Here is a 25,601-nt window from a genome sequence, read left to right as displayed (position 1 = left end):
TTTATGAACTTTGATCAACTTGAATTTACACGAGTAAGATCTTTTGCAACTTTTGTGGTTAAATTTTTTATTAATTTAAATAAGTCTACATTAATCCCCTAATTGATAATCCAAAGGAAGCATATTTTCAATTTTATTTTTTGAAAAATCTCCTTCAGTTATTAGTAAATCTGGCGTTGTGATGTTTCCATCTTTTGAAACTTCAAATGTTTCACCTTCGGGATGAAGAAAAGAAGACAATGTCACAGGAATCGTACTTTTAACAAAATCTTTTCCTTTGCGTTCAAAAAAATATTTAGGATAATTTACCTGAAGCATATCTGCAAAGCTAAAAAGGACTTTATCACCAGATCGTTTTACATAATCGGAATCTGGAATTTTTGTTTTTGTGATCGCCAGCGCGTAAGGCTTTTCATTATTTTTTCGTCTTAGAATATCACTAATATCTTCAGGGATATTTATGTTTCTTGAATTTTTAATCATCTCTGAAAAGTTCTTCAACGTTTTTAGTTCTTCTTCAGTCGGGTATTTCGGATTGGGAACTTTCACTACTTTATTCACAATGAATCCGTCTTCGGAAACCTTATTGTTATAAACACTTCGGAAAAAATGTAGTAAACTTCCGTCAAAAGCATTCATTCTGTTGAGCTTTACTTTATCTGAGTTTTTTGTTTCTTTAAAAAAGCTTGTTCCTGTATAATTTACCATTTTAGAATCAAAATTGGCAGCGTAGCTAATGAGGTTGTATTGTATCTCGTAGCCTAAGTTTTTATTTTCGATAATTAAAGTTTGTGGAGCTTTTACTTTTAGGATCTTATTTGTTTTATCGTAGGCAAATTTTAAAGACCACTGATTTTTAATCCTTACATTTTCTCTGTCATAACCTATGAAAGTATCGAGGAAATAATTAATATAATTTTTATAGGCTTCTTCAGTATACGGGATAATTCTAACCTCTTCAATGGTGTTGGTTTTAATTAAAACAACCTTCAATGTTTTATGAAGAACTTCGGAAAGGTTCGTAGTAAAAGTTTCATAATTTTCCTTTTGGAAAACCAAACTTCCTATGGTTTGGGAAGATAGATTAAGGCTGAAACTGCCGTCTTCTTTTGAGGTAGTACCAATTTTTGTTCCATCCAGATAAATATTAACATTGGCAATTTTCTGTTCGGCATCATTCACGACAGTACCTTTAATGATCTGAGCAAATGAACTATAAAGAGGAAGTAAAAGTAGAAATAGTAATATCATTTTTTTCATGGTAAAACAATATTACTATTTTTTTAGTGATAAAAAAAACAATCAGAAAACAAGTAATTATACGCATTCCAGAAATTGAGTATATATACGCTATCATATCTCTTTTATGTATAGTAGCTTTGTTATGTAATCAAATCAATACATTTTTACTTCATGATAAAATTGATCACCAATCTCAATACTATCAAAGCAAATCTGTATTAGAAAACAACTCAGCATGGAGACCAGAAACCATCTATAAACGGGGCGTTATCCGAAAGGCCAAAAGAGTAGGAACCAAAACAAAATATTAATCATGGCAACACAAGAATTAGTAGTAGGAGGATGGACAAAGTATCATGCTCTTACCCCGGAAGATCAAAAAGTATTTGATGAAGCAATGCACGGATTCGTAGGAGTAAAATATACCCCTAAAGAAGTGTCAACACAATTGGTGAATGGTACCAATTATCGTTACAGATGTAACGCATCTATGCCTCCTTCAGATATAGTTTGGGAAGCGATTATAGAAATTTATAAGCCCATTAAAGGGCAGCCACATGTAGTCTCTATACATAAAATTTAAGAATACACGTACATTATAATAATCGGAGGATTTGTCTTCCGATTATTTTTTTTGTGAATTTTTATCCAATTCTCACGCTCGTCATACTCAACGAACCGCCAATTAATTCATCATTAAACAAAGCTAAATTTTCTGACTTATCTTTCAATCCTAACGTATAGATCAACGGTAAATAATGATCCGGAGTGGGAACGGCATATTGTAAAAATGTTCCTTGTTTCTGATAGTCAATAATAGGTTGGAAATTACCATCCAGAAGCCAATTGTTGGTTTTCTCTCTGGCTTCAATAGCCCAGTCCCAGCCGGCTCCAACGGTATCGATATTTTTCCAGTCGATCAATCTTAAATTATGAACAATATTTCCGCTTCCGATAATAAGGATTCCTTTTTCGCGGAGTTTATTTAATTTCTGAGCCAATTCGAAATGATATTGCGGAGGTTTTGTATAATCAATACTTAATTGAATCACTGGAATATCCGCATCAGGATACATATGTTTGATCACCGACCAAGCGCCATGATCTAATCCCCAATTATGATCTTCTTCAACCAAAATAGGAGATAAAAGTTCCACCGTTTCCTTGGCCAATTCCGGACTTCCGGGAGCAGGATATTCTACATCAAACAACGCCTTCGGAAAACCGCCAAAATCATGAATCGTTCGCGGCATATCCATTGCCGTTACAAAAGTACCTTGTGTATACCAATGGGCAGAAATACATAAGATGGCATTCGGTTTCGGAATTTCTGTTGCCGCTTTTCTGAAACCTTGCACAAACTGATTTTCTTCAATAGCATTCATCGGCGAGCCATGCCCAAGAAATAAAACAGGCATTCTTTGTGTACTTTGAAAATTGTCACTGATGTTTTGTAGATCGTTGAGATTCATACTGTAATATTAAAAAAGAAAAAGGTTCAAGGTTTTTAGAAAATCCCTGAACCTTTTATGATTAAATTTTTTGGATGTTTTAGGTTAATTCGTCCCGTTGGGCTCCCCAAAAATCCGTTTTTATTATGCTTGTTTTACAAACTGTAATTCACCAGCAATCTTTACATCTTCGCTTACCATTACGCCTCCTGCTTCAAGAGCTGCATTCCAGTTTAATCCAAAATCTTTTCTGTTAATTTTTCCTTCAAAAGAAAAACCAGCTTTCGTATTTCCCCAAGGATCAACATTGATACCTCCAAAATCGATATCAAGAGTGATAGGTTTTGTAATTCCGTTGATCGTTAAATTTCCTGTTACATCACCATTCAAAGCCTGAGAATCGAAAGTAATTGTAGGGTTAGCTTCTGCATTGAAAAACTCTGCAGATTTCAGGTGATTATCTCTGTCTGCATTATGTGTTGAAACAGAATCAGTTTGAATCGTTGCAGTGGTTTTAGCATTATCGAAAGTATCATCCTCAGATTCAATTTCTGCAGTGAAGTTGGTGAAGTTTCCTTTAATGTTAGAGATCATCATGTGTTTTACTTTGAAAGTAATTTCACTATGCGTTGGGTCTAGGTTCCATTTTGTTGCCATTGTAATATATTTTGTTATTGTTAATTATGATACAAATGTAGGATAAGACTTAGGTACAAATCATTGACGTAGGATAAGAAATGATTTTCTACTAATTTTTGTTATAATCATGTAAGCTAACTTTCATTTTGGCGAAGAGGAAATCTATTGCTCATTACCAATTATTCATTGCTTATTTTTAAGGAGCTATTTCCTGCTTTCCATTGCAATCTTTTTTTTTTTAAAGGATTTTCATTGCAATCAGGGCTAGGGTGGTGGTCGCCATTATTACTATCTGTCATTGCGAGAAGCGAAGCGACGAAGCAATCTAATCACAATATTATATCCATTACCATCCACTTTGTCATTCAGGAGGAATCTATACTCAAATTTTTTTCAAACTATACATCTAAACCTAACAGGTTTTCAAAACCTGTTAGGTTTGCTTTAACAGTTAGAAAAATTACGTTTCAACATTTCATTTCTCAAAACATCAAAATATTTATAACCAATCATCATACAGTTTGTCATTCCGCAAGAATCTCAACCATTATAATTACAGCATGAATTTAGATTCCACGCTCCACTACATTCCGCTCTGAATGGCAAAGACATCGTAAAATTATTGTTGACAGAGTTATAAAAACCAACGAAAATCAAATAAAAATTATACAATGAAGTTAAGAATTAATTTCTATGAAACGATTAATCCTATTTTACGAATCTTTTAATTTAACATTTCTTAACGGATGACTTTTATTTCTTATTTTTGGTGGATTCAATTTTATACAATGAAATTACATAGATTTTCTTTATTGATGGTAGTTTTGGGCGGATCGGTTTTTGCTCAGACTCAGAAATTCACGATGGCAGAGGCTGTAAATGGGTTGAGAACGAACTTAGCGGTGAAAAATATTTCTCAGTTTTCATGGTCTGGAGATGGTAAGTCTTACATTCAGGCAGTGAAGGGCGGATATTTGATTACAGATTTAAAAACGGCAAAGCAAGATACTTTGGTTTCTTTAACGCAGTTAAACAGAAGTTTTTCAGACAACAAATTAAAAGCAGTTCCGCAGATCAAATTTATCAGTAAATCTCAAGGATACTTCAACGCGAATGATCAAATGATCTGGGTTGATAAATCTGGAAGCGACTGGAAAGTAAAAAGCTCAGCTTCTTTAGATGAAAAAGCTGCCAACGTGAAAATGTTTAGCGATAATCAGACTTTTGCGTATACAGTAAAGAATAATTTATTTGTTAATAAAAATGGAAAAGCCATTGCTGTTACAAATGAGTCCAACGAAAACATCCTGAATGGTGCGGCAAATGTTCACCGAAATGAATTCGGAATTGACACAGGAATTTTCCCGTCTCCAAATTCAGAAAGTGTAGCATTCTATAGAATGGATCAAACAATGGTTGCAGATTATCCTGTGATCGATTGGTCGGTAACGCCTGCAGTGAATCATAATATCAAGTATCCAATGGCGGGACAAAAGTCTCACGAAGTTACGTTGGGCGTTTATAATATTAAAAACCAATCAACAACTTTCCTAAAAGTGGAAGGGGAGAAAGATCAATATTTAACAGCAATTACCTGGAGTCCGGATTCTAAATACATCTTTGTTGGAGTGTTGAACAGAGGTCAGAATCATATGAAAATGAATCAGTATGACGCTGCTACAGGAAATTTAGTAAAAACATTGTTTGAAGAAACAAATGATAAATATGTTGAACCTCAACACCCGCTAACGTTCTTCCCGAATTCTAATACAGATTTCATTTGGCAAAGTCAGAGAACGGGATACAATCATTTATTCCATTATAGCTTAGAAAAAGGATTGGTTGCTCAGATCACAAAAGGAGATTGGTTGGTGACTGATATTTTAGGTTTTAATGAAAAGAAAAAAGAAATATTCTTTACTTCTACCAAAGAAACTCCTTTAGAAAAGCATTTGTATAAAATAAACTGGACGAGCTTCAAAATGGAACGTTTAGACAGTGAAGAAGGAGTTCACACAGGAATTTTAAGCAGTGATGGAAATCATTTATATGATATCTACAGCAATGCCAACACACCGAAAGTAGCTAATATTATCAACACAAATACATTGAAAGTAGCTAATATTCTTACGGCTGAAAATACATTGAAAAATTATCAGAGACCTGAAATTAAAAATGTAAACCTGAAAGCGGATGATGGTACACCTTTATATGGTAAAATTATTCTTCCAACGAATTTTGATCCTAACAAAAAATATCCGGTAATTGTTTATCTGTATAACGGTCCGCACTTACAGTTGGTAGCTAATACTTTCCCGGCTTCAGGAAATCTTTGGTATGAATATATGGCGCAAAACGGATATATTATTTTCACAATGGATGGAAGAGGTTCATCTAACCGTGGATTAAAATTCGAGCAGGCTGTTTTCAGAAACCTAGGAACAGTTGAAATGAGCGATCAAATGAAAGGAGTTGATTATTTAAAATCTCTTCCTTATGTAGACGCAGAAAAAATGGGAATCCACGGATGGAGCTTTGGTGGATTTATGACAACAAGTTTCATGCTTCGTAAACCTGATGTTTTCAAAGTAGGGGTTGCAGGAGGTCCGGTAATCGACTGGAGCATGTATGAGATCATGTACGGTGAAAGATATATGGACACACCACAGGAGAATCCACAAGGATATGCAACGGCTAATTTATTGGACAAAGTTCAGAACTTAAAAGGTAAATTATTAATGATTCATGGTGCGCAGGATGATGTGGTGGTTTGGCAACATTCTATCAAGTTCATTAAGTCTGCAGTTGATAATGGGGTTCAATTAGACTATTTCGTTTATCCTGGACATCCACACAATGTGATTGGAAAAGACAGAGTACATTTGATGCAGAAAGTAACAGATTATTTTGATCAGAATTTGAAGAAATAAATATTGAAATCCAGCCGATGAGGCTGGATTTTTTGTTTCAATAATTTTATGAGCTAGGGAATTTGAGTGTTGAAAAAAGCTTTTTGAACGTAAATAAAATCTAGGTTATTCTAGAATGACAACCTTAAAGAGATTTTGTAAGGTTAGAGAATCGCAAAGACACAGGATTTTGATGATGATATTGTTTATATGTTATAAGAAACAAGAAAATCGGAAATTTTCAAAATATAGCGTATAAAATTTTATCGAAGATAAAATCCTTGCGCCTTAAAAACATAATATTGGTGAAAAATCTTTGCGTCCTTGCGTTAAAAAATTCTTCACTCCGCTTATATTTTTATTCTAAAAGCAAAAATACTTATAGACTTTCAAAAGAAAAAGAACAAGATCCGTTCTTACCATCGATCAATGTTTTTGAAGATTGATAACCGTAATTTTGTCCTATCTAAAAATCAGAAAATATGGAATTAGGAATAGGAATGTTTGGCGATTTATCTTTCGACCAGACAACCGGAAAATATAGAGATGCAGGGGTAAAGATTCGTGAAATTCTTGAGCAGGTAAAAGCTATGGATGAGGTTGGAATTGATGTTTTTGCGATGGGAGAACATCACCGTCCTGATTATGCAGTTTCATCACCGGAAATGGTTTTGGCAGCAGCAGCAAGTATCACGAAAAATATAAAATTAGCAAGTGGGGTAACGGTGTTGAGTTCATCTGAGCCTGTAAAAGTATATGAAGACTTTTCAACATTAGATTTAATATCAGATGGTAGAGCCGAAATATTCGTAGGAAGAGGAAGTTTTATAGAGTCTTTTCCGTTGTATGGATATTCTTTGAACGATTACGAACAGCTTTTTGATGAGAAATTAGAATTGTTATTAAAGATTAATTCAGAAGAAAACGTTTCATGGTCTGGAAAGCTTCGTGCGCAGATGCAAAATCAAACGGTATATCCAAGAGCTAAAAATGATGGTAAATTATCAATCTGGAGAGCAGTTGGAGGAACACCACAATCAGTCTTAAGTGCTGCACAATTGGGAATGCCTTTGGTGGTTGCGATTATTGGAGGAATGCCCATTCAGTTTAAAAATTTAATTGAATTTTATAAGCAGGAATATCAAAAGGCAGGACATGATGTATCTAAAATGCAGATTGCGATTCATTCTCACACTTTTGTAAGTGATGATCAAAATGTTGTAGACGGATATTTCAATAATTATAAATCTCAAATGGATAGGATTGGAGCTTCCAGAGGTTGGTCTCCTTATACGAAAATGCAGTATGAGGGCGGAAGAAATAAAGATGGTGCTTTATTCATCGGAAGTCCGGCAGAAGTAGCTGATAAAATTGCGTACATGAAAGAAATTTTCGGAATCACCAGATTTATTGGGCACATGGATATTGGTGATCCTGCTCATGACATCATGATGAAATCTATTGAATTGTTTGGTGAAAAAGTAAAACCAATTGTTCAAAATTAATAAAACGAGCGTCTGTTGAATTTTTCAATGGAGGTTTTTTTTAACAATTATATGGAGTCATAAAGAGAAGTAATACTTAACAGCAATGGAATCAGAATAATATGTGGTCCTAGTTTTTTCATGAAACTAAAATATAAAAAGTTTAAAGATTATTGAGAATATTAGCCCTACTTTTGGTTAAAACAAAATATGATATGAGGAATTTATGGCTTGCTTTATTTACTTTACTAGGAACAATTATAAATGCTCAGGACTTGAAAGCCAGAGCAAAGGAAATACAGGAAGAAGGAATTGAGCTTTATAGAAGCGAGATGGCAAGCTGGTACGGAACCGATGTTTTGAAAGCAAATTATGATAAAATGGAAAATGTAGTGGGCTATTTTTCATATATAGATGGAGGCGTTCCAAAATGTATTTTCTTTTCTAAAAACAATAAGGTTTTAGCTACAGTTGCATTCCCTGCCAATTACAATCCGAGAGATGCAAAACTTGACTTAGTAGAAAGAGATTTTACAACAAGAGAATTAGATTACTTTACCATTCGGCAAAGCGCTAATGAAAAAGTGAAGACGGATACTATTTTCAAACATTATAATAATACGAGTATGAATTTAATTCCTATTATTACGAAAGACAAAATAAAGAAGGTATATGCTGTTACCGGCCCTTCGGTAGACAATATTGTTGTTTTTGGAAATGATTATCTCATCAGTTTTAATGATAAAAATGAAGTTAAGAATGTTGAGAAGCTTCATAAAGGAATTATTATTCAGAATATGAAAGATGAAAAAGTAGAGCATACCATTTCAGGACTTCATTCTCATGTATTAGAAAATTGGCAGACGATAACACCTACCGATATTTGTACGTTAATGCTGTATTATAAATTTACCAATTGGGAAGAATATTTTATAGTATCTAAAGACTTTGTAAGTATGTGGCGAAATAAAACAAATAATCTTGTGATCATGAATGAAAAGGATTTTAAGAAATTGACCGAAATGATTGAAAAGTCTGAAAAAAATAATAGTAACAAAAATTAAGGATAGAAAATATGCACGAAAAAGCGAAAGATCCCCTGCACGGAAAAAGACTCGATGCTATTCTTGAAGAGCTGGTAGAATATTACGGCGGATTTGAGAAGTTGGGGCAGCAAATCAATATCAAATGTTTTACAGATAATCCGAGCATTAATTCTTCTCTGAAGTTTCTGCGAAAAACAGATTGGGCAAGAACTAAAGTAGAAAGCCTGTATCTGTATGTATTAAGACAGAAAAAAAAGAATGAGCCCAAAAGTGGAAACTAAAAACACGAGGTTTGAGATTGTTCTTTGAAGGTATTTCTTCGGTCAATAATTTCAAAAATAGTATATTTGTGCCGTTAATCGTGAAAAAAACTCACGAAAAAAAAGAAAAAATATGACAATTGAAAACAATCATGTTGTAGCTGTAAAGTATATACTTCACACTATCGAAGAGGATGGAAATAAAATTCTTGTAGAAGAAACAACAGAAGAAAATCCACTTACATTCTTATACGGTATGGGAATGATGATTCCTAAGTTTGAACAAAATATCCTTGGTTTGAAAGCTGGTGATAAAGCAGCTTTTGTAATTCAGCCAGAAGAAGCTTATGGTGAAAAACAACCGGATGCTATTGCTCAATTGCCAATAGATATGTTTAACGAAGCTGGAATTCCTCCAGTAGGAGCTATTTTACCTTTAACAGATAATGAAGGAAATAACTTCCAGGCATTTGTAGTAGAGGTAACACCAGAAGCTGTAGTAGCAGACCTTAACCATCCAATGGCTGGGAAAGTTTTAGATTTCCAAGTAGAAATTTTAAATACACGTCCTGCAACAGAAGAAGAATTATCACACGGTCACGCTCATGGCGTTGACGGAACTGATGCTCACTAAAAACAATATAAATGTCCGATAAGAAATCGGACATTTTTTTATTCTAAAAATTCTCCACTCACATAGAACCAACGGTTTTGGATCATTTTGAATTTAGATAATTCGTGATGAACCTGCTTTTGACCGTCTTGGTCAGTATAAAAAGCTTTAAATTCAACTTTGTTGACAGAAGGTTTGTCCACAATTTCCAGTTTTGTCCATTCATTAAGCTCTCCCCATTCCTGCAAATCTTTCGTATTATGAAATTGTCTTTTACTTGGAGATGTTGTTTCCATCAGATATTTTCCATTGGGAATCGCAAATGCCGAAAACCTTGAACGCATCAAAGCCTCAGCGCTAGGCGCATTCTTTTCTCCTGTATGATAAGGTTTACAACATTCTTCGTAAGGTTTTCCTGAGCAGCAAGGACAATTCATTTTTTCTAATTTTAATTTTCAAAATACAAATTTACACGAATATTTTTTCACTAATAACACAAATATTATATCAATAGGAACGGGCTTTAGCCCTTTTAAATAATAAATTAATTCCAATTGGCTTTAGCCAAAACGTGTGCAGGAATATTTCCCCCACAGATCGCACAGATTTTCATAGATGTTTACACATAATCTTTTTATTCAGGATAAAATATAACACAAACATCTATGAAAATCTGTGGGAAATTAAAAAAAACATCTACCATTTAAAATAAAAAAGCATCCAAATGAAAGCTTTTAAATATCCTCTTCCTGAGCCTTAAGAATGGTTCATTTTTCTAATCTTTGAAATACGAAAATCCTGAATATTTTTTATTTGTCGAGCAGATTTAAAATTAAACGTAAACATCCGCGTTATCTGCAAAATCTGCGAGAGATTAAACGGTATCATTCGTAAAAAAGATAATGTTTAAATTAAACAAAAAAAAGCATCCAAATGAATGAATGCTTCCCTATTGTTTTTTATTGATCTTCGTCTTCAATTCTTGTATCTACAAAAGTGTATTCATCACTTGCCATTGTCATAGATTGTTCTTTGGATCTGAACTTCACATGTGAGGAATCAGTAATCTGGTAATTATAAACATCTGTTTGACCGGAATTGAAGTGTAGCTCATGAAAGTCGCCATTTTCAATCCACCACTGTCCTTTTTCCACGTGTTGGTTAACCTTACAATCCTGAACTGTCGTGAAAAGGAGCATAAATGTACCGTTATCTTTTCTTTCCATGACCCACAGTTTTTCCATGCCTCTTATTTGCTGATCTTTTTCACTTCCTTTCCATAAACCAACAAGATCTTTGTCTATTTTATTTGCCTGTGGCTTTGCTGTCTGGGCGTCAACGATTCCAAAGGCTAATACTAATGTACTTAAAATAATTTTTTTCATTTGTTTATTTAAAATGTAATGTTAATGGAACCATACTATTTACAGTAATTCCCATAGTTTTTGCAGGTATCCACTTTGTGTTTATAATAAATTTCTTTACTTCGTTTATAAAGTAAGATGAATATTTGTAGTTCTTTTTATTTTGAAATGTCAAATTGATGCTGATATTCGAAACAGTTCCGTTTTTATGCAATGTAAATTCTGCTGAAATGTAAGAATAGTAGTCTTTATCCTTTCGATATTCGAAATCATCAGGGTATTTTATATTTTTCCAAAAGTCTGTTTCATAGCTTTTAAAAAAAACGTCATAAGTTTTATCTCCCGAATATCTAGGTATTCTATCACACTCTTGAAAATCGTAAATTTTCTCAGGATTTTTTCTTACGTATTTTATTTCTGCAACATTTCTTAAAGAATCAATAAATTTGCTGCCAAACTTTCTGTCAATTTCTTTATCCATTAAAGCTGCATAGCAATTTTGAAGTTCAGACGGGACAGTGCAGAAATTAGCTGTAGAATCAATTTGAATATTGTATTTTCTTAAAAGTTCATTCATTTCCTCATTACTCCGATATTGCTTTACCATTCCGAAATAATGGAAATAAACTAATTTTTTATTTTTAATGTCTGCTTTAGCCCTTTTGGTTTCTGCCTGACAGGTAGAATCCCAGTATTTTCGTTCTTCTTTCACCCATTTTTCCATTTCAATTATCGTTGAATCGGAAATTGTATCAGATTTTGCCTGATAAAAAGATTCTGACTTGCTTTCGAATCTTTTATTTTTCATCGTAAAACAAGTCAGAATTAATATGGATAAAGAGAATAATACTTTAATGCCAATATTTAATACCATAAATGATATTTTATTTAATAAATCCTCTGTTTCTCAATAAAGGTTTGATATCAGGATTGTGTCCTGTGAAATCTCTAAATGCCTGATTAAGATCAACAGAATTACCTACAGAAAGAATATATTTTCTGAAACGGTCTCCATTTTCTCTTGTTAAACCACCATTCTTTTCAATCCACTCCCAAGCATCGTTATCCAATGTTTCAGACCATAAATAAGCGTAATATCCTGCTGAATATCCACCTCCCCAAATGTGAGCAAAATAAGGCGTGTGATATCTTGGAGGAACGGTTGCTAATGTAAATCCGTGTTTTGCTAATGATTGTTTTTCAAAATCTAAAACAGGAATCAACTGACTTTCATTCGTCACAGTATGCCAATCCATATCAAGTTCGGCAGCAGAAACTAATTCTGTTGTCATATATCCTTGATTGAATGTTCCTGCTTTTTTAATTTTATCAACTAAAGCTTGTGGAATAGGCTGTTTTGTTTCGTAATGAAGCGCATAGTTTTTTAAAACAATAGGATCTAAAGCCCAATGTTCATTAATTTGAGAAGGGAATTCTACAAAGTCTCTCGGTACATTTGTTCCTGAAAGCGATGGATATTTCTGACTCGCAAACATTCCGTGGATGGAGTGACCAAATTCATGGAAAATAGTTGAAACATCATCAAAACTAATTAATGAAGGTTTCCCCGGAGCCGGCTTCTGATAATTATAACAGTTGACGATTACTGGTTTTGTTCCTAATAAATAAGACTGTTCAACGAAATTACTCATCCAAGCACCACCGTTTTTAGAATCTCTTGTGTAGAAATCTAAATAATAAATTGCAATAGATTTTCCATCATGATCAAAAACTTCATACGTTACCACATCAGGATGATAAACCGGGAGATCTGTTCTCTTTTTGAACGTCAATCCATAAAATTTTTCAGCAGCGAAGAAAACCCCTTTTTCCAAAACAGTTGTGATTTCAAAATAAGGTTTGATCTGGTTTTCATCTAAATCAAATTTAGCTTTTCTTACTTGTTCAGCATAAAAATTCCAGTCCCAAGGTTCAACTTTGAAACCTCCTTTTTGTTGATCAATAAGATCTTGGATATCTTTCGCTTCACGTTTTGCTGTTTCTACAGCTGGAGTAGCAATTTGGTTCATTAAGTTGGTGGCAGCTTCAGGCGTTTTTGCCATTTGGTCTTGTAGTTTCCATTCTGCGAAACTTTTCTTCCCTAAGATTTGCGCTTTTTTAAGTCTTAATTTTGCAAGCTTTTCAATCGTTTCTCTGGTATCATTTCCATCACCTTTTTCGGCTCTTAACCAAGAAGCTTTGAATAATTTTTCTCTGGTAGCTCTGTTGGTAAGGTTTTGTAATAAAGGTTGCTGAGTTGTATTTTGTAAAGCTAAAAGATATTGACCAGGCTTTCCTGCAGTTTTTGCATCGGTTGCCGCAGCAGCAATTTCGTCAGCCGAAAGTCCATCTAATTCTTTTGCATTAGAAAAGAAAACCCCACCAACTTTTCTTGCCTCTAATAATTTATTTGAATATTGAGTAGAAAGTGAAGCTAACTCTTGGTTTACCTGCTTTAATTTTTCTTTATCCGCAGAAGAAAGATTAGCGCCTGCAATTTCAAAGTTCTGCTTGTAAAATTGCACTAATCTTTTACTTTCAGGATCTAAACCATCTTCTTTGATAGATTTTATTCTTTTGTAAAGATTGTCGTTTAAATACATTTTATCAGAATGTGCTGCAAAAATAGGAGCATATTCTTCATCTAAAGCCTGTAAAGTTGGGTTTGTGTTTGCACTGGTAAGGTTTGAAAATACAATCACAGTTCTTTTTAAAACTTCACCGCTTTTTTCTAAAGCAACAATGGTATTTTCAAAAGTTGGAGCGTCAGGATTGTTAGCTATTTTTAGAATCTCAGCATCGTGCTGTTTTAGCCCAAAATCAAAAGCGGGTTTAAAATGTTCATTTTTAATTTTATCAAATTCGGGAGCTTCATATTGAAGTTTGCTTTTTTTCATAAAAGGATTTGATGAAAGAGAAGCATCCGGTACAGGAATTTCCTGTTGATTATCGGTTTTTTTCATTGTAGTACAAGAGTAATTAAATGCTAATGCAGAAATTAATAATACCGATGTAATATTTTTCATAAATTAGTTGTTATTAAAGTATAAAGATATTAAAAACTTAATGTATAAAACGGTAAACATGAAATCAACAACTATTTTTATTTTTTCGGCCTTCGTCTTATTGTCCTCGTGTAATGATAAACATGAAAGAAACAGTAATGACAAAAGCAATGATAAAGGAAATTGGGTAGATAAGGTGACCAATAAAGATCATGGTCCGGGTCAGGAAAAAGAATACAATGGAGATTTTGATGAGATCGAAGTTTCTCAAGCTATTGACGCTGAAATTATCAAATCTGAAACAGAGAAAGTCGTGGTATATGCGCCTGCTAATATTATTGATGAAATATTAATTGATAAAATTGGAAGTAAAGTACATATTCATTACAAATCGGGGATCAGAGTAATGGACGGTCACAATGTTAAAGCTAAAATTTACGCTAAAGATTTCTCTAAATTGATCGCTAACTCTGCGGCAAGTATTAATATCAAAGATAAATTTACTCAAGAAAAAACAGACGTTGAAGTTTCGAGTGCTGCAAGTATAACAGGGAATCTTGAAGCTAATGAATTTGATATTAAAGCCGATAGCAGCAGTAGTTTTGACGGAAAAATCTGGGCTGTTGATTTAGATGTTGAAGCTTCTTCAGCAGCAAGTATCAATATTTCCGGTAAGGCTAAAAAAGTGGATGTAAGTTCTTCTTCAGGAAGTAGTATTTCTGCAAAAGATCTATTGGCGGATAATTTAAAGGCTGATGCTTCAAGTGGTGCTAGTGTAGAAATTAGTGCATCATCAAGCATAGATGCAGAAGCTTCATCTGGTGGAAGTGTAAATGTTTACAAAAAAGGAAACGTTACCAATATCAAAAAAGATGAAAGTAGCGGCGGAAGCGTCAATATCAAATAAAATTAAACAGAAGGTTCTTCATCTTCGTCCTCTGTAGATGGGGAGCCTTCCCAGTTTTTATTATCAAAATTAAGATTATCAAATGCTAATAATTCCTCCTCTCGTTGGAGGATTTCTTTTGTGGTAAATAAAAGAATTTCATCATCTTCTTTGGCTTTGGCCAACCTTCTGATAGATGCTTTATCAATGGACATAAATCTTTGCCCGAGACGTCTTGCCGCATATTTTCTCATTCCTGTTTCGTGGAGAACATCAACAGCCATATCAACTGCTGTTCCCAAGGTTTCACGGTAAATATGATCAATCCCATTGTTGAGGTAGGTGTACGCGTCAAGCCTGTTTCTAGCTCTCACAAAAATTTTCACCTTTGGATAATGCTCCCGAACAAGATCTGCAATGAATTTGTTATCTTCCGCATCATCCAGACATAGTACCAAAAGTTCAGCATCTTCAATGCCTGCAGCTCTTAGAATAGGAATTCTTCTGGCATCACCATAATACACTTTAAAGCCGTAACTTCTTAATAGTTTCACACGGTCTGAGTCTCTATCCAAAATGGTTGCTGAAACTTTAGATGCTTTCAATAAACGCCCAACAGTACTTCCAAAGTGCCCAAAACCTACAATAATAATCTTCTTTTGGCTCACATCGCTATCCAGAATATTAAAATCATTTTCTTCTTCCGGAATTTTCTTAATGAATTTCGGCGTAATAAATTTATCATTAATGATCAAAAGGAAAGGGGTAATACACATGGTAATTGCTGTTACAGCCATCATTTGTGCATTGAGTTCCGGACTTAAAAGATATAGGTTTGAAGCATAATTAATTAATACAAAAGCAAATTCTCCCACTTGAGAAAGCGCAAAAGCATAAAATAAACTTTGAGGAGTATCTATTTTGAAAAATTTTCCAATCGCATACAACACGAAAAATTTCACGGTTAGAACAGCAAATACAGTGCTGAATATGAAAGTAGGATCTTGTTGAATAATATTAAAATTCATAGTAGAACCTACACTCACGAAAAAGACGGCGAGCAAAAGCCCTTTAAACGGATCGATCTGTGCTTCCAATTCGTGGCGAAATTCACTGTTAGCCAACATTACTCCTGCAAGGAAAGCTCCTAAAGCGGGAGATAAACCAATGGCTACCATTAATTCTGAAACACCAATAACCAAAAATAGGGAAGAGGCTGTCAAAAGCTCCGTCATTCCGGATTTTGAAACATATCTTAAAAAAGGAACGAAAACATATTTTCCTAATAAAATAAGAATAGCTACGCCTAAAATTACGGTGCCGGCCTGTAGCCATTCCGGAAGTTTTTGGATTAGAACCTGTACTTTATTATCACTATGACTTGCCTTATAATTGGCAACAATTGGTAATATGGCCAGAATCGGGATCACTGCAATATCCTGAAATAAAAGGGTAGAGAAGGATGCTTCTCCAGCTAATGTCTTAAGGTTGTTTTTTTCCTGTAAAGTCTGTAAAACAATGGCGGTGGAAGATAAGGCAAAACACATGGCAACCGAAATTGCTATATCAATTCTCCATCCTACGCTAATGAAAATTAAAAATAAAAGTGAAATGGTGAGGAGCATTTGGGTGAGCCCAAGTCCCACTATTTTCTTCCGCATATCCCAGAACTTTTTAGGCTCTAACTCCAAACCCACCAGAAATAGCAGCATGATAACTCCAAATTCGCTGGCATGCATAATTCCATCTACATCTTTTCCGGTAAGTTTGAGAACATAAGGTCCTATAATAATTCCTCCAAAAATATAACCAATGACAGAACTTAGCCCAAATTTTCTAGCGAGCGGAACCATAATAATGGCAACGCCTAAGAAAATTAATGTGTTCATTGCTAAAGTAGATTCCATATTTATTGGTTCAGGAGTTCGGTGAATTCTTTTTTATGTAAAATGATCTCTTTTTTTGATAGTTTACTGGCCTCGTAGACAATTTTTATATTTTTGATATTGGCTTTGAAAACGTTTAAGGAAACAATCAGTCCGCTGATGAGTTCATCAATAGTGTATTGATAGGTTCCTGTTTTGGTGAAAGATCTTTCCTTCCCGCCTGTGGTAACCAGAATGTGAACTTCCTTACCCTCCAACGGATTATTTTCACCTTCTATTAGCCAGTCTCGGTCAAAAACTTCATCAATCCATAACTTCAATAAGGGAGGTACTCCAAACCAGATGATTGGGAATTGAAAAATAAAACGGTCATAATTTTTAAGACGCTTTCTTTCTCTGAATGCAGCAATATGAAAATCGGGATATTCTTCGTAAAGATCTCTAAGCGTAAAATGTTGGTGACGAACATAGAAATTGATGAGCTCTACATTCGAGTTTGAGTGCTCTAGATAAGGATGTGCAAAAACTACCAACGTCTTCTTCATAAAACCTGTTTTCAGTAAATATAATAAAAAAAGATTGAATTAAAGACGTTTTTAAGGTGCTTTTATTAAGTTTTTAGTATGTAAAAGTGAATTTAATATTAAGATAAGATAAAGAAATGATGAATTTTTAGAATTTTAAATAAAAAATCGGACAATAGCTGCCCGATTATATTTTATTAATCTCTTTCTGAATTACCATCCTCCGGAAGCGCCACCGCCTCCAAAACTTCCGCCTCCACCGAAGCCTCCAAATCCGCCGCCTCCGCCAGAACTTCCTCCTCCGAATCCTCCTCCAAAGCTACCAGGGAAAGGAAAGAATCCGCCGGGATAATTTCTGCGACCTCTTCTGGAGAGAATTACATCATCATCATCGTCATTGTTTCCTCCTCTTCCGCCACCTCTGTTGCCAAAAAGAATGCTTAGAATGATTAAGATAATAAATGCGATGATAAGAATCTTTAATGTACTACCGCTTCCTCCATTATCTTGGTTGGCTATAGGTTTAAATTTGCCTTCTACAGCTTCCATAATGGCTGAGGTACCACGATTGATACCTTCATACCATTTCCCCTGTTTGAAATTGGGAGTTACGATATAGTCTAAGATCTGTCCTGCAACCGATGCTGTCAAATATTGTTCAACTGCTCTTCCTTGTTGGATAGACATGGTGTGATCTTCCGTTGCAATTAAGAAAACAACGCCATTGTCGATTCCTTTTTTTCCGATTCCCCATTTTTCCCCAAACATCGTCGCGAGAAAATTTACATCTTCTCCTTTTGTGGAACGAATAATGATAACCTCAATCTCTGTTGAGGTAGAATCTGCAAACTTTATTAGCTTGTTATTAAGCTCATCTTTTTCCTGTTGACTAAGTATATTGGCTTCATCAAAAACAGGGTATAAAACCGCTGGTTTTGCAGGAATGGTATATTGTGCTGATACGAAAGTGTAAAAGCAAATCAATACAAATGATAATACTATTTTAAGAGAACGTAATCTCATTAGAAAGTTGGTTGGGGTTTTCTCCTCTTACGGGAAAATGTTTTTTTAGTTCAGTGCCCGTTTCAAGAATGGCACTTTTTAAAGCCTGATAATAATTTCCTTTAGCAAATTCTGAAGTGATATCATCATGCAGATGATCCCAAAAAGATTGATATACTTTATCGTGGATTCCGATATCTCCGATAATAGTAAGATACTTTTTTCCAAAATTTACATGAAAAAGCACAGCATTTCTTTCTGCAGTTTTATTCTGACAAAGCTTTTTAAAAACTTCAAATGCAGTCTTTGCATTTTGATCTTCGGTTGTAGAGTCTATATGCACTCTAATCTCGCCTGTAGAATGTTTTTCTGCGGATTGAATAGCTTCCACAAGGGAAGCTATCTGTTGATTTGTTAAGAAAGTGCCCATTATTCAGAGAAAGCGTCTGGTGCTTTCTGAGCTCCTGCTTCAGCTTTGAAGTAAGGTTTTTCTTTAAAGTTGGTAAAATTCGCCAAAATATTATTTGGGAAAGTTTTTATTGATGTATTATAAACCTTAGCGGCATCGTTGTAGTAAACCGTTTCAGTTCTGATGCTATTTTCAATAGCAGTATATTCTCTTTGGAAATTAATGTATTGTTGATCTGCTTTTAAGTTGGGATAAGATTCTACAACTGCCATTAATCTGCTTAAAGAACCTGATAATTCTCCCTGTGCAGCCTGAAATTTAGCCATATCAGCTTCTGTCATATTCGTAGGATCAATGTTGATAGAAGTCGCTTTAGAACGTGCTTCAACAACTTTGGTTAGGGTTTCCTGTTCAAATTTAGAATACGCTTTAACGGTTCTTTCCAGATTAGGGATAAGATTGGCTCTTTTTTGATAAACTGTCTCTACATTAGACCATTTTGCATTGACTGTTTGTTCTTGGTCTACAAAATTATTATATCCGTTCTTTCCCCAGAAGAATATAACGCCAACAATAATAAGAAGAGCAATACCGATGGTTCCGGCGCTCAGGCAACCTTTATTTTTCATAGTTTAATTTTTTTAAATATTTTTTGTGCTAACCAAATATACAAATTATGTGCTAATTTTGCAGAAAATTATTTTAATGACAACAATAGTGGTGGCAATGGGAGAGAAGAATGAGATTGGTTTTGAAAATCAATTACTTTGGCATCTTCCCAAAGATTTAAAACATTTTAAAGATCTTACTTCGGGGCATCCGATCATTATGGGAAGAAAGACATATGAAAGTATCGGGAAGCCACTTCCTAATCGTACCAACATTGTTATTTCAAGAAAGAAAAACTGGTTTGAAGAAGGGATTCTGATTGTTGGGAGTATTAAAGAAGCGGTGAAGTTTGCAAAAAAGATTGATGAAGAAGTTTTCATTATCGGTGGCGGAAACATCTATGATCAAACGATAGAATTGGCTGACAAACTTGTAGTTACTCTCGTAAAAGCAGATTTACAAGCAGATACTTTCTTTCCGAAAATTAACACAAAAATCTGGAAGAAAACGGAGGAAGTCTTTCATGAAAAAGATGAAAAAAATCAATATGATTTTTACTTTCAGACGTTTGAAAGAATTGAAGCTAAATAGTTGGCAGTTCATAGTTTTGAAATACATGAAATTTTTAACTAGAAACCATCAATAAACAACCATTAACTACCAATCGAATTTCTTATCTTTGCACTTCTAAATTTTAATAATGAATAAGTACATAAAAATTGTAATTGCAGCACTTCTTATTATCGCAGGTCTCTATTTAATGATCTTCACAAGAAGCTTAGGTTGGGGAGTCGTAGTATTTCTTCTTGCCGCATTGCCTATTTTTCTTTTCTTTAAAAATGAATATATCCTTTTGGCATTCTGGCAATTGAGAAAACAAAATATGGATAAAGCCGTGGTATACTTAAGTAATATTAAGGATTATCAAAATCAGCTACATAAATCTCAGTACGGTTATTTTCATTATTTACAAGGTTTGACTTTAGCGCAGGAACACCCTACAAAAGTAGAACCGTTAATGAGAAAAGCGTTGGAATATGGCTTGAACATGAAGCATGACAGAGCAATGGCAACTTTAAATTTGGCAGCTGCAGCTATTTCTAAAGGAAGAAAGCAAGAAGGTCAAAAACTACTGGAGGAAGCAAAAAGATTGGATAGTGCAGGAATGATGACAGATCAAATCAAAATGATGAAAGATCAGTTGAAAATGCCAACGATGCAAAAGCACGTACACAATCCTCATATGAGACAGAGAGGGAAGTTCTAATGTAGACTTTCTCACATAATATAAATGCACTTGAAAATATCAAGTGCATTTTTTATTTTGAATCATTAATTAATGATTTAGTTACATTTCCGAACTATGATCATACCCATAGAATTTTGGCATTTGCCAATGGTATTTTACGGCTAATGTTCTGATTCCGACAATTAATAAAATGGTGAAAATCTGGATGAAAGTATAAGAGAGTGTAGTGTATTTTGTGAGTAATAAAAACACCGAACCACCGACAATACATGCGGTTGCATAAATTTCTTTTCTGAAAATAAGGGGAATTCTATTTAATAAAATATCCCGGATAATCCCTCCGAAACAGCCTGTAATGGTTCCCAATCCGATACATATTAAAGGATGGATGTCTACATGTAAGCCTTTTTGGACGCCGATAATGGTAAATAATCCCAATCCGAAGCTGTCAAAAATAAATAAAGTTACTTTAAAGTTTTTCTCCAAGGATTTAAATATCATTGTGAAAATACTGGTGATAATAATCACGCCGCAGGTTAAAAGGTCGTGCATCCAGAAAACTGGAATATCCAATAATAAATCTCTAACAGTTCCGCCTCCAACAGAAGTTACGAAAGCAATAATAAGTACACCAAACGGATCGAGACGTTTTTGCATGGCCGCAAAACTTCCCGACATCGAAAAGGCAATGGTTCCGAGTACTTCTATGGCAAAATTGAACTGTTCGTGCATATAATATGAGTAATGAGTAATTGGTAATGAGTGATATAAATTATTCCGTTTTATTTTGTGACAATTTAAATTTATAGGTTGTCATTACTTTTACGAGTTCTTCACATTCTGATTTTAAATTTAAAATATTTTCAGGACTTAGATATTCAAGTTCTTCAATTATTTCCAACCAAAGTTGAGTTTCATCAATTTCCTCAACAACAATACATATTTTAGCAAATCTTTCTTTTTCAGATCTGGCTCTTGCAACTGCTCTGTAATTTGCAGCTACAGAAGTAGCAGACCTTATGATTTGTTTTCTAATAATTGAAAGGGCATCAGAATAAGGTAATGATGATAATGATTTAATAATGGAAATAGAGAAGTTTTTAGTTCTGTCTCTAAATAATTGATTAAAATCCATCGTATTAAATATTACTTATTACCAATTACTTATTATTTATAATTTTACTCTTACTGCTTCAGGAACCAATAATTCATACTCGCCGCCGTGGTTGATAATTTCTCTTACGATGCTGCTACTGATGAAAGATTTTCCTGATGAGGTTAATAAGAAAATGGTTTCTAATTTTTTATGGGCTAAAGTTCTGTTGGTGTGAGCAATTGCTTTTTCGAATTCAAAATCTGCAGGATTTCTTAATCCTCGAAGAATGTACTGTGCATTTTTTTCAAAGCAAAAGTCAACCGTTAAGCCTTCAAAATAATCTACTTCAACGTTGGGAAATTCGGCAACAGAATTTTGAATAAACTCCATCCTTTTTTCCAACGGAAACATATATTTTTTTTGAGAGTTCTGCCCAATAGCAATAATTAATTTATCAAAAAGCGGAGCCGCTCTTTCTATAATGTCGTAATGTCCTAAAGTGATAGGATCAAATGATCCAGGGAAAACAGCAATTTTCATACTTACTTTAATTTTTTAGCTAAAGCTTTTTCAACTTCATTTCCGCAAAGATACGTAATAGAAATTCCATAGATTTTTGCCTGTTGAGGAAGAATACTTGCTGGAGAAAATCCAGGGTTTGTGTTCATTTCCAACATATAAGGAATGCCATCCATCAAAATAAATTCACTGCGTGAAAAGCCACTCATTCCTAGAGAATCATAGGCTCTTTTTGAAATTTCTTCTACTCTTTTTGTTGTTTCGGCATCAATTCTTGCAGGGGTAATTTCTTCGGAAGCACCTTCGTATTTAGCTTCATAATCAAAGAACTCATTTTGAGGAACAATTTCTGTAATTCCTAACACAATGGTTTCTCCTTTAAAATCTATAACACCTACAGAAACCTCCATTCCGTCTAAGAAGCTTTCAATTAAAATCTCATCATCTTCTTTAAAGGCAATTTCTGTGGCAGCAATTAATTCAGACTTTTCTTTTACTTTAGAAATTCCCAGAGAAGAACCAGACTGATTAGGCTTAACAAAAACAGGAAGTCCTAGATTTTCGATGATCTCATCTACATTAATATCTTCTCCTTTTCTTAAATAAACACTCTTTGCTGAAGGAATTCCGTATTTTGACAATACCGCTAATGTATCTTTTTTATTAAATGTTAAAGCGCTTTGATAAAAATCACATCCTGTATAGGTTTGTCCGATGGCATCCCAATACGCTTGTAAAATTCCGTTTTCGCCCGGAGTTCCATGGATAATATTAAAACAAACATCAAATGTTAGCTGCTCATTATTATCTAATGTTACGGAGAAGTCACCTTTGTTAATGGCATATTTCTTATCATTTTCACCTAGGAAATACCACTCATCTTTAAGGATAACTACCTTATATACATTATATAGGTCTCTGTCTAAAGAATCATAAATTAATTGACCGCTTTTTAGGGAAACAACATATTCGTCGGAATAGCCTCCCATAACTACGGCAACAGTTTTTTTGCTCATAACCATATAGTATCAATTAGGGCAAATTTAATGATTTTATGTAATGCAATAAGTGAAAATCCGAAAATTTGAATCCAAAAATGAATTGTGTTAAATAAAAAGGACATTCTAAAATTATTAATTATATTTGCGGTTATAATTAAAGTATTTTTAAGTATGCTTAAATCACTTTTCAATTGGAGAGTTTTACTGAACATATTGTTAGCTATCGTGGTCTTTGTAGGCCTTGTATGGCTTACATTTCGTTGGTTAGAATACCATACAAAACATGGTCAGGAAACGCCAGTTCCAAATGTAGTAAATAAATCGGTCTATGATGCTGTCAAGATATTGGAAGACACAGGACTAGATTATGAAGTAGATAGTGCTACTTATGATCCAAAATACAGACCTTTTCAGGTTCTTAAAATGTCTCCGTCTGCGGGTTCCCGTGTGAAAGATGGTAGAGCTATTCAGTTAAGAGTTAACCCGAGAACTTGGGCTCCTGTAGCCATTCCGGATGTTATTAATAAATATTCAGGTTTGGCTTTCCAGAGAATAAATCAGGTAGGATTGAAGATTGGGGATACTATTTTTGAACCAAGTATTCAGAAAGATGCTATTCTTAGAGTATTATTCAAAGGAAATGCAGTGAAGCCAGGAACATTGATTCCTAGATTCTCAACCATTGATGTTGTTGTTGGTTCAGGGCCAATGAGAAATATTTCAATCCCAAATGTTGTGGGATTAACAGTGAAAGAAGCACGAGGAGTTATTGCAAGAAGTATGTTTGAAGTGGGTCTTGTAGAACATGAAGACGGAAGTAAAGATGAGTCTGATATTATTTATTATCAGGATCCTGCTTCGGGAGATGTCAGGGACCAGGGAATGCAGATGGATCTTTGGGCAAGTAAGAAAACACCGGCTGAATTGAATGCGAAAATAGAACAGTTAAACTCTATATACAGAATGAAAGTGGATACTTCACTACCTCCGGTACGTTACGAAGAGGTTCATAACTATCCTGCTCCTCAAGAAGTGGCTCCGGTTGTTCCTGTTCCGGTTCATAAAACAGAACCTGTGAAGACAGAGCCTAAGCCTGCGGCAACGAAACCTGCAGCTTCTACGGTAGAGAAACCAAAACCTTCTACAAGTAGTACAGGTAATGCCAATACAGGAAGTAATAATAAATCAGCAACTACAAATACACCACAGCAACCCGCTCAAAAGCCGAAAGCTAAAAAAGTAGTCGTAGAATAATAAATATTTATCATAAAAATTAAGGCTTCAACTTTCATAATGTTGAGGCCTTTTGTGTAAAAAATAAAAAAGAATGTCAGAAGATAACGAAGATTTTTTAGATGAAGAATTGTTAGATCCCAACAATATTGATATTGAAGAGGAGAATAGCGGATTGTATGAGCATCTTAATATCACTGTTGATAAAAAACAAGAACCTTTAAGAATAGATAAATTTCTATTAATATACCGTCAGAATTCTTCAAGAAACAAAATATCGCAAACGTGCAGAGCCGGAAATGTTGTGGTAAACGGATTACCGGTAAAACAAAACTATCGGGTAAAGCCGGGCGATCATGTTTCTGTGTTGCTGGCACATCCTCCGAGGTTAAATGTTATTGTTCCACAAAATATTCCTATTAATATTGTTTATGAGGATGATGATTTGGTGGTGGTAGACAAAGATCCTGGAATGGTAGTTCATCCTGGATTTGGAAACTGGGACAAAACTTTAGTGAATGCACTTGCGTATCATTTTGAACAAAATAATGAAAAGTCCGATTTAGATAGAGTAGGACTCGTACATAGAATTGATAAAGATACATCAGGCTTATTGGTTATTGCTAAAAATGAATATGCCTTAAGCTTCCTTGCAAAACAGTTTTTTGAAAGGAAAACCAAAAGATTATATTGGGCTTTTGTGTGGGGGAATGTGAAGGATGATGAAGGAACAATAACCGGACACATCGGTAGGCATCCTAAAAATAGAATGCAAATGCATACCTATGTAGACGGAAGCCACGGCAAGCATGCAGTAACCCATTATAAAGTCCTTGAAAGATTTAAGTATATGACTTGGGTGGAATGCAAATTAGAGACAGGAAGAACCCATCAGATAAGAGCGCACTTCAAACATATTGGCCATACGCTGTTTAATGACGAGAGATATGAAGGTCATACACCATTAAGAGGAGTTAACTTACCTAAGTATAAGCAATTTATAAAAAACGTATTCGAAATTTTACCTAGACATGCTCTTCATGCCCATACTTTAGGATTTATACATCCAACGACAAAAAAGGAATTGTATTTTGAGAGCCCAATGCCCCAAGATATGACGGATGCCGTAAAAAAATGGAGAAATTATTTAGAAAACTAAAAATATATTGAGAAT

The 25,601-nt window shown here is 34.3% G+C and carries 27 protein-coding genes; 11 read left to right on the top strand and 16 right to left on the bottom strand.

The features are described 5' to 3' along the window. Positions 1 to 90 precede the first annotated feature (90 nt). Complete coding sequence (locus tag BUB80_RS12560) at positions 91 to 1,251, bottom strand: carboxypeptidase-like regulatory domain-containing protein (RefSeq protein ID WP_175549605.1); 1,161 nt, start codon at positions 1,249 to 1,251, stop codon at positions 91 to 93. 304 nt (positions 1,252 to 1,555) lie between these two features. Here BUB80_RS12560 and BUB80_RS12550 point away from each other — a divergent pair, with 304 nt between their 5' ends. Next, positions 1,556 to 1,825, top strand: coding sequence for a hypothetical protein (locus BUB80_RS12550; protein WP_073293313.1), 270 nt, complete (start codon positions 1,556 to 1,558; stop codon positions 1,823 to 1,825). 61 nt (positions 1,826 to 1,886) lie between these two features. Here the strand turns inward: BUB80_RS12550 and ygiD are convergent, their stop codons facing one another. Together ygiD and BUB80_RS12540 are read right to left on the bottom strand one after the other, a co-directional pair. Then, positions 1,887 to 2,714 (bottom strand): 4,5-DOPA-extradiol-dioxygenase, encoded by an 828-nt coding sequence (gene ygiD, locus BUB80_RS12545; RefSeq protein ID WP_073293311.1) that lies wholly within the window; start codon positions 2,712 to 2,714, stop codon positions 1,887 to 1,889. 123 nt (positions 2,715 to 2,837) lie between these two features. Then, positions 2,838 to 3,350, bottom strand: a complete 513-nt coding sequence (locus tag BUB80_RS12540; protein WP_073293309.1) for a YceI family protein — start codon at positions 3,348 to 3,350, stop codon at positions 2,838 to 2,840. 770 nt (positions 3,351 to 4,120) lie between these two features. On the opposite strand from BUB80_RS12540, the gene BUB80_RS12535 reads away from it, so the two are divergent. From BUB80_RS12535 to BUB80_RS12515, 5 genes are all read left to right on the top strand, one after another. Further along, positions 4,121 to 6,262: a S9 family peptidase gene (locus BUB80_RS12535; protein ID WP_073293359.1), complete on the top strand. Its 2,142-nt coding sequence runs from the start codon at positions 4,121 to 4,123 to the stop codon at positions 6,260 to 6,262. 461 nt (positions 6,263 to 6,723) lie between these two features. Continuing rightward, entirely contained in the window at positions 6,724 to 7,746 is a 1,023-nt protein-coding gene (locus tag BUB80_RS12530; protein ID WP_073293307.1) for an LLM class flavin-dependent oxidoreductase, read from the top strand. Between the two features lie 194 nt (positions 7,747 to 7,940). Next, positions 7,941 to 8,789 carry a hypothetical protein gene (locus tag BUB80_RS12525; protein ID WP_073293305.1) on the top strand — a complete coding sequence of 283 codons (849 nt, stop codon included), beginning with the start codon at positions 7,941 to 7,943 and terminating at the stop codon, positions 8,787 to 8,789. A gap of 11 nt (positions 8,790 to 8,800) precedes the next feature. Then, positions 8,801 to 9,052: a VF530 family protein gene (locus tag BUB80_RS12520; RefSeq protein ID WP_073293303.1), complete on the top strand. Its 252-nt coding sequence runs from the start codon at positions 8,801 to 8,803 to the stop codon at positions 9,050 to 9,052. Positions 9,053 to 9,164: 112 nt separating this feature from the next. Next, the gene (locus BUB80_RS12515; protein WP_054513009.1) at positions 9,165 to 9,665 is read left to right on the top strand and encodes an FKBP-type peptidyl-prolyl cis-trans isomerase; all 501 of its coding nucleotides are present in this window, start codon (positions 9,165 to 9,167) and stop codon (positions 9,663 to 9,665) included. 38 nt (positions 9,666 to 9,703) lie between these two features. Here the strand turns inward: BUB80_RS12515 and BUB80_RS12510 are convergent, their stop codons facing one another. The 4 genes from BUB80_RS12510 to BUB80_RS12495 form a co-directional block, all read right to left on the bottom strand. Next, positions 9,704 to 10,081: a YchJ family protein gene (locus BUB80_RS12510; protein ID WP_073293301.1), complete on the bottom strand. Its 378-nt coding sequence runs from the start codon at positions 10,079 to 10,081 to the stop codon at positions 9,704 to 9,706. A gap of 522 nt (positions 10,082 to 10,603) precedes the next feature. Next, a complete protein-coding gene (locus tag BUB80_RS12505) occupies positions 10,604 to 11,029 on the bottom strand; it encodes a hypothetical protein (protein WP_073293299.1) in 426 nt (141 codons plus the stop codon). Between the two features lie 4 nt (positions 11,030 to 11,033). Beyond that, complete coding sequence (locus BUB80_RS12500; protein ID WP_139262675.1) at positions 11,034 to 11,882, bottom strand: hypothetical protein; 849 nt, start codon at positions 11,880 to 11,882, stop codon at positions 11,034 to 11,036. Between the two features lie 10 nt (positions 11,883 to 11,892). Beyond that, positions 11,893 to 14,034 (bottom strand): M3 family metallopeptidase, encoded by a 2,142-nt coding sequence (locus BUB80_RS12495; protein ID WP_073293295.1) that lies wholly within the window; start codon positions 14,032 to 14,034, stop codon positions 11,893 to 11,895. A gap of 58 nt (positions 14,035 to 14,092) precedes the next feature. Between BUB80_RS12495 and BUB80_RS12490 the strand changes: the two genes are divergently transcribed. Beyond that, positions 14,093 to 14,920, top strand: a complete 828-nt coding sequence (locus BUB80_RS12490; RefSeq protein WP_083547153.1) for a head GIN domain-containing protein — start codon at positions 14,093 to 14,095, stop codon at positions 14,918 to 14,920. 2 nt (positions 14,921 to 14,922) lie between these two features. Here the strand turns inward: BUB80_RS12490 and BUB80_RS12485 are convergent, their stop codons facing one another. The 5 genes from BUB80_RS12485 to BUB80_RS12465 form a co-directional block, all read right to left on the bottom strand. Continuing rightward, on the bottom strand, positions 14,923 to 16,806 hold the full coding sequence (locus BUB80_RS12485; protein WP_073293293.1) for a monovalent cation:proton antiporter-2 (CPA2) family protein: 1,884 nt from the start codon (positions 16,804 to 16,806) through the stop codon (positions 14,923 to 14,925). 2 nt (positions 16,807 to 16,808) lie between these two features. Next, complete coding sequence (locus BUB80_RS12480; protein WP_073293291.1) at positions 16,809 to 17,330, bottom strand: NAD(P)H-dependent oxidoreductase; 522 nt, start codon at positions 17,328 to 17,330, stop codon at positions 16,809 to 16,811. A 192-nt stretch (positions 17,331 to 17,522) separates the two neighbouring features. Continuing rightward, a complete protein-coding gene (locus BUB80_RS12475) occupies positions 17,523 to 18,332 on the bottom strand; it encodes a TPM domain-containing protein (protein WP_073293289.1) in 810 nt (269 codons plus the stop codon). Next, complete coding sequence (locus BUB80_RS12470; protein WP_175549604.1) at positions 18,313 to 18,741, bottom strand: TPM domain-containing protein; 429 nt, start codon at positions 18,739 to 18,741, stop codon at positions 18,313 to 18,315. Before BUB80_RS12470 ends, BUB80_RS12475 begins: the two co-directional genes overlap by 20 nt. Beyond that, the gene (locus BUB80_RS12465) at positions 18,741 to 19,349 is read right to left on the bottom strand and encodes a LemA family protein (protein ID WP_073293284.1); all 609 of its coding nucleotides are present in this window, start codon (positions 19,347 to 19,349) and stop codon (positions 18,741 to 18,743) included. Before BUB80_RS12465 ends, BUB80_RS12470 begins: the two co-directional genes overlap by 1 nt. Before the next feature lie 76 nt (positions 19,350 to 19,425). Here BUB80_RS12465 and BUB80_RS12460 point away from each other — a divergent pair, with 76 nt between their 5' ends. Both BUB80_RS12460 and BUB80_RS12455 read left to right on the top strand, forming a co-directional pair. After that, complete coding sequence (locus BUB80_RS12460) at positions 19,426 to 19,920, top strand: dihydrofolate reductase (RefSeq protein WP_073293282.1); 495 nt, start codon at positions 19,426 to 19,428, stop codon at positions 19,918 to 19,920. 109 nt (positions 19,921 to 20,029) lie between these two features. Further along, positions 20,030 to 20,596 carry a tetratricopeptide repeat protein gene (locus BUB80_RS12455; RefSeq protein WP_073293280.1) on the top strand — a complete coding sequence of 189 codons (567 nt, stop codon included), beginning with the start codon at positions 20,030 to 20,032 and terminating at the stop codon, positions 20,594 to 20,596. 81 nt (positions 20,597 to 20,677) lie between these two features. Here the strand turns inward: BUB80_RS12455 and BUB80_RS12450 are convergent, their stop codons facing one another. From BUB80_RS12450 to BUB80_RS12435, 4 genes are read right to left on the bottom strand one after another with little or no spacing between them, the layout of a single operon-like run. Continuing rightward, positions 20,678 to 21,310, bottom strand: a complete 633-nt coding sequence (locus tag BUB80_RS12450) for a trimeric intracellular cation channel family protein (RefSeq protein WP_054513000.1) — start codon at positions 21,308 to 21,310, stop codon at positions 20,678 to 20,680. Positions 21,311 to 21,350: 40 nt separating this feature from the next. Then, positions 21,351 to 21,713, bottom strand: a complete 363-nt coding sequence (locus BUB80_RS12445; protein ID WP_073293278.1) for a four helix bundle protein — start codon at positions 21,711 to 21,713, stop codon at positions 21,351 to 21,353. A 36-nt stretch (positions 21,714 to 21,749) separates the two neighbouring features. Continuing rightward, on the bottom strand, positions 21,750 to 22,214 hold the full coding sequence (gene coaD, locus BUB80_RS12440; RefSeq protein WP_073293276.1) for a pantetheine-phosphate adenylyltransferase: 465 nt from the start codon (positions 22,212 to 22,214) through the stop codon (positions 21,750 to 21,752). Between the two features lie 2 nt (positions 22,215 to 22,216). Continuing rightward, the gene (locus tag BUB80_RS12435) at positions 22,217 to 23,209 is read right to left on the bottom strand and encodes a D-alanine--D-alanine ligase (protein WP_073293355.1); all 993 of its coding nucleotides are present in this window, start codon (positions 23,207 to 23,209) and stop codon (positions 22,217 to 22,219) included. A 156-nt stretch (positions 23,210 to 23,365) separates the two neighbouring features. Between BUB80_RS12435 and BUB80_RS12430 the strand changes: the two genes are divergently transcribed. Both BUB80_RS12430 and BUB80_RS12425 read left to right on the top strand, forming a co-directional pair. Further along, complete coding sequence (locus tag BUB80_RS12430) at positions 23,366 to 24,448, top strand: PASTA domain-containing protein (protein ID WP_073293274.1); 1,083 nt, start codon at positions 23,366 to 23,368, stop codon at positions 24,446 to 24,448. Between the two features lie 73 nt (positions 24,449 to 24,521). Beyond that, a complete protein-coding gene (locus BUB80_RS12425; RefSeq protein WP_073293272.1) occupies positions 24,522 to 25,586 on the top strand; it encodes an RluA family pseudouridine synthase in 1,065 nt (354 codons plus the stop codon). The last annotated feature ends 15 nt before the right edge of the window (positions 25,587 to 25,601 follow it).

This window comes from Chryseobacterium polytrichastri, from assembly GCF_900142445.1.
In the GTDB taxonomy this organism is placed as follows: domain Bacteria; phylum Bacteroidota; class Bacteroidia; order Flavobacteriales; family Weeksellaceae; genus Chryseobacterium; species Chryseobacterium polytrichastri.
Note: the sequence above shows the minus strand (reverse complement) of the source record. Positions and strands in the feature narration are given on the sequence as shown.